Here is a 5225-nt window from a genome sequence, read left to right as displayed (position 1 = left end):
AGCGCATTGTTCGGCTGTTCCGCGGGAACTAGAGATAGAGGTACCATCGACCTTAAGAAGCGGGATCGAACCCGAACACTCGTAGCTCTTGGTGGCAGCGGCAGGCCTTCGCGATGCGCGCGGCCCACGCGATAGCCTCTTCGCGAGAGGGTAGTTCGAGCACCGTGAAGCCGCCATTGAGCGGAGGCGCCCACGAGTATCCGCCTGCGGAGAACGTGCCATCGGCCGAGACGAGCACCGGCGGGAACGCTTCGTCGATTCCGCCGCCGAAGACATATACGCCGGCGGCTTTTGCTTCGTCGATTACGGCGTGTGCGTCGCGACCAACCGCCTCCCATTCGCCATCGGGTACGACCATCGCTGCGCTTGGAAATGAGATTAGGTATTTCGCCATAGAACTCTTTCTTTAGGAATGGAACACCGCCGTGCGCGAAGTTCTTTGCCGAACGATAAATGGACTGAAACCAATCTGCCTAACGGATTAAGCAGGCCGAACCATTTTCGGTGCAACTCCAGCCGTTCGCAAGGTTTGCCGCGCGGACTAGCCGGTCTTAGCACTCTTGACCGATGCGACTTCCGCGTCTTCCTTTCTGCGATCGGTTGCATCGCCCGCTGTGAGACGCTGGTCGGCGTTCGGGCAGCGGTGTGTTTTGCCGACCGCAGTTTCCACAGAGATATGCGCAGTCAATCTGATGACATTCGGCAGTTTTATAAAGGCTTAGTTACTGACCAATGTCGAACCGTCCTCAGTAGCCGACGGTCAAGCTGCCGATCTGCCTCGGTCCCATCGACCGAAGTTCCAAATCTGGTTTCTCCAATCTGCCTCGGTCCGCCCGACCGACGCGCGCCGCCGCCCCGCCTAAGTGATCCGGAAAACAAGCTGCGCATGCACGGGTAGGTTCCCCTGATCCGGGGATTGGGCGCCGAGGCGAGTGGACGGGCCGGCATTTTGTTGGCTACCCGGTAGTGCGAGCCGATCGCAGAATTCCTCGAAGGCTGGCCATTGGCGGCCTTGACGTCGTGCGTCGGCGCGCGGCGACGCCGGTGTAATGGTCACGCTTCGACGCGATGGCATTCCCTTGGGATCATCACGCTGCTGCGTGACGAGATTCCTTGAGCTGAGCGCAAGGAGCGCATTCCTCAGCCGCTCGCGATTCGCCGCGGAATTCTCTTCGCAGATTTCCTTGCGTTCGCTGGGCTCCGGTAGTACCTTAAGGGGGCTGGCAACACTTCTCTTTCATTCGAGGAGCGCATCATGTGCAGCGCTCATCGCCTCGCGGTCGCGGCGGGCGTCTTGCGTCGGCGACGAATCGTGCCCAGTTCGCTCAAACTCGCGCTGGTCCTGCTGTCGGCCCTTGGGACGGGCCGCGCCGCTCTGGCACTCAGTGGCAGCAACACCTGGTATTCAGGCGCAGGCAGCGGCAACTGGCAGACTACAAGCAACTGGGGTAGCGGAACTTTCAATTTTGTTGTTCCTGGCACCACTTCCGGGACCACGAATACCGACACGGCGACTTTTGACACCGGTAGCAGCACGACCTCGATTGTCCCAGATGCCAATCGCAATTTGGGAAACATCTCGTTCGGCAACTCGGCCGCGGCGTACACGATCAGCACGACCGGCGGCAACGCGCTCTTGATGACCTCCTTCGGCACGATCCAGATCGCCGGCACGTTTTCCGGCAGCAACCTTACCGAGACGATTGACGCTCCGCTGACGCTCGAAGGGGATTACACGTTGGCTGACAACAGCGCGAACACGGGCGTGTTGCTGGATTTCGGCGGCGCCATCAGCGCGGCCGACCAAGGTGGATCGGTGCTCACTGTCGCCGGCGCCGGCGCCACCACCATCAGCGGCGCGATCGGCGGCATCAAGACGATCGATCTGGTCAAGTCCGGTGCCGGCACGCTGACCCTGAGCGGCAACAATACGTTTACCGGCGGCGTGACGATCAATGCCGGGACCCTCCAGATTTCCAGCGCGGGGGCCCTCAATTCCATCTCGCCCAACGCCGTCGCCTTCGGACCGGGAAGCACCGGGATCTTGGTTTTCGACGGCGCCATCACGATCAGCGGCCTGACGACAAACGCCACGATCGGCTCTCCCGTAGTTCAAACACTTAATGGCGGTGGGGAAGGATTTCTCACGATCAATAACGCTTCCGATAACACCTATGGCGGCGTGCTTAAGGACGGCACTGGTGCCACCGCCGCGCTAGGACTCATCAAAACCGGGTCTGGCACGCTGACCTTGAGCGGCAACAACACCTTCACCGGTGGCGTGGAGATCTCCGCTGGAACCCTTCAACTCGGCAATGCCGGCGCATTGAATGCCGGCGGAGTAAACACCGTCAGTTTCGATCAGGGTAGCACCGGAATACTGAGCCTCAACGGCAACAGTATCGCGATCAGCAATCTCGGTGGTAGCGGCTCCGTCGAAAACGCCAATGCAACCCCCGCCATGCTGACCATCAACAACAACAGTGTCTTCACCGATACCTACGCCGGCGTCTTGCAGGACGGTCCTGGGGGCGGCGCCTTGGCGCTCACAAAGAACGGGACGGGCACGCTGACCCTCAGCGGCAACAACGCCCTTACTGGCGGCGTGACCATCAATGCCGGCAAACTCGTGATCGGAAACGTCGGCGCGCTCAACTCGACCACTTCCAACAAAGTGAGCTTCAGCTCCGGCAGCACAGGGACCTTGAGCTTGAACGGCAACAGCGTCACCATAGGCCAATTGAATGGCTTTGGCGCCGGGGGCAGCATCATCCAAAACGCCAATGCCACGCCGGCCACGCTGACCGTGAACTTTTTAGAAAACAACACTAGTCTCGTGTTTGACGGCACTCTTCAAGACGGTGCTGGTGGAGGGAAGCTTTCGCTCGTCAAGTCGGGGACCGGCACTTTGGTGTTAACCGGGAATAACCAATTCACCGGCGGAGTGACGATAAACGCCGGCTCCATTCAGGCTTTGAGCAGCGGCGCGCTCAATTCCGCCTCGCCGAATGCCGTCACGTTTGGTCCGGCGAGCACGGGATCATTGGACTTGCTGGTAAGCTCCTTTTTCGCGGTGAGCGGACTCAACACCAACTCCAACGTCGGGACCCCCGTTGTGTCTGGCAACTTTTCGAGTCTCACGGTCAATAACGCCGCGGACAACGTATTCGCCGGTCGCTTAACCGACGGAACCAGCGGCACGTTAGCTCTCATGAAGAGCGGGGCCGGCACTCTGACCCTCGGTGGCAGCAATACGTTCACCGGCGGCGTGACCATCAATGCCGGAACACTCCAACTGGCCAATGCCGGCGCGCTCAACTCGGCCAACCCCAATGCGGTCAGCTTTTTTGACTCGCGCAGCAGCGAATCGCTCGCTCTGAAGGGCAACAGCGTCACCATTAGTAGCCTGAACTATGGCCCCGGCACCCCCGGCATCCCGATCGTCCAAAACGCGGGTTCCGCGCTGGCGACGCTCACGATCAACGATGCCTTTAGCAGCACTTACGCCGGCGTCTTGCAGGACGGGGCCGGCACGGGCGCGCTTTCGCTGACCAAGACCGGCCCCGGCATTCTGGCGCTCGTCGGCGACAACACTTACACCGGCGGCACAACCGTGATTGGCGGGATGCTCAACACGATCTTCGGCACCGCAACCGGCACTTTCGGCACCGGTCCGCTCACGATCAGCGCCGCCAATGGGATCACCTCAGCCGTGAATCTCGGCAACAGTCAGACCGTGAGCAGCCTCTCCGGTACGCTGGCCGGCAATGGCTTCGCCACGCTAAGCATCCCCGTTGGAGTCACGCTGACCGATAATCAATCGAGCGGCAAAACCGCATTTCAGGGCGTGCTGATTAACTCGGGCACGTTTGCCAAATCCGGAACCAGCTCTCTCGAAATCAACAGCGCGCCAACCTTGAACGCCAATAGTGTGTTGCAAGTCAACGGCGGTAAACTGCGATTCAACTTCGTCACCGGCGCGGCAACGATCGGCACAGGAGTGACGGCGGCTGTATCGACCGGCGCGACCTTGGAACTGGCCGCGGAAATCTCAGCCTTGTCGTCCGGCTCCAACCGCGCGAACATCACAAATAGCAGCAACCTCCCTGGTCTGCTCGTCTCGGGCACGCATCAACAGGTTGGAAACATCGACGGTTCCGGCACGACGCAGGTCAACGCGGGAAGCGATCTCATGGCCAATCACATTGTTCAAAGCGCGCTGATGATCGGTGGCACGGCCGGCAACCCCGGCCTCGTGACGATCGACGCTTCGGACTCCTCGGGCAATCCGCTCGGTCAATCCAGCGGTTTCGCGCTGGCGGGCTCGTTGCAGCCGAGCGCTCCCTTCGCCTCCGGCGCGCCGAGTTCTTCGAGCTTGGATCCGCCGAGTGCCGAGGGCTTCAGTGGCGATCCGATTCCGGCCGGCCCAGGCGCTGATCCGACGGCCGTCCCCGAACCCACGACGCTGCTGCTGGCCCTGCTCGGCCTTTCCGCGCTCGGCTGCCTGCGACCACAGACGCGAAAGAAGCGTGCGGGTGTGGGCTAACTCGGAGAAGTAGATGCTATCTCGCGTAAGACCGTTGTGGATCAAGCACGATCCGCTGGTAAACTTGTCCACTCGTGTCCGTTATTGTCCGATTTGCGATTTGACGGCCCTGGCACGCGTCAGATTCCGCTAAAGCCCAAGGTTGACTCCCGAGTTCGGCAGACGCGGTCGGAACGTAGCACCGGCCCTGCTGCGGTTCCAGTCGTCCGAGAGATGGCCTTGAATGGCGTCGTGGCGGAACCTCGGTGCCACGATCGTCCTTCCCAACCGCATCGCGCGGTTGGCGATGCCGCCGCCCACCGCATCCCTTGCTCCGGTTGCCCGCGGTCGAGGATAATGCCGCCATGCAAACTGAGCCTGTTCCTCCACGAATAAACCGTCAGCTAACGGCCAAGATTAGCAGTAGGGCACAGCTGCACGGGCGGTTGAAGGAACCAACGCCCTGAGCGAAGCGGGTTGGTATGGTAATCTGGCGACCCAGGGGGACAGCAAGCCGCGCACGAATCGAGTGGGTCAAAAGAGACCGAACGCGTTCGGCCTGTACGACATGTCCGGCAACGTCGAAGAGTGGTGCCAAGACTGGTACGGCCAAGACTATTACGCCAATTCGCCGACGGACGACCCGCAGGGTCCCGCCACCGGCTCCTACCACGTGCTTCGCGGCGGCGCCTGGTTCGAC

General features: G+C 61.0%; 2 protein-coding genes. One reads left to right on the top strand and one right to left on the bottom strand.

Going from position 1 to position 5225, the window contains the following annotated elements; genetic code table 11:
* Nucleotides 1–52 precede the first annotated feature (52 nt).
* Complete coding sequence (locus VGY55_15125) at nt 53–358, bottom strand: transcription initiation protein (GenBank protein ID HEV2971305.1); 306 nt, start codon at nt 356–358, stop codon at nt 53–55.
* 897 nt (nt 359–1255) lie between these two features.
* Here VGY55_15125 and VGY55_15120 point away from each other — a divergent pair.
* Entirely contained in the window at nt 1256–4546 is a 3291-nt protein-coding gene (locus VGY55_15120; protein HEV2971304.1) for an autotransporter-associated beta strand repeat-containing protein, read from the top strand.
* Nucleotides 4547–5225 lie beyond the last annotated feature (679 nt).

The organism is Pirellulales bacterium (genome assembly GCA_035939775.1).
Taxonomy (GTDB): Bacteria; Planctomycetota; Planctomycetia; order Pirellulales; family DATAWG01; genus DASZFO01.
The sequence above is the reverse complement of the archived record's forward strand: the minus strand, read 5'-3'. Positions and strand labels throughout refer to the sequence as shown.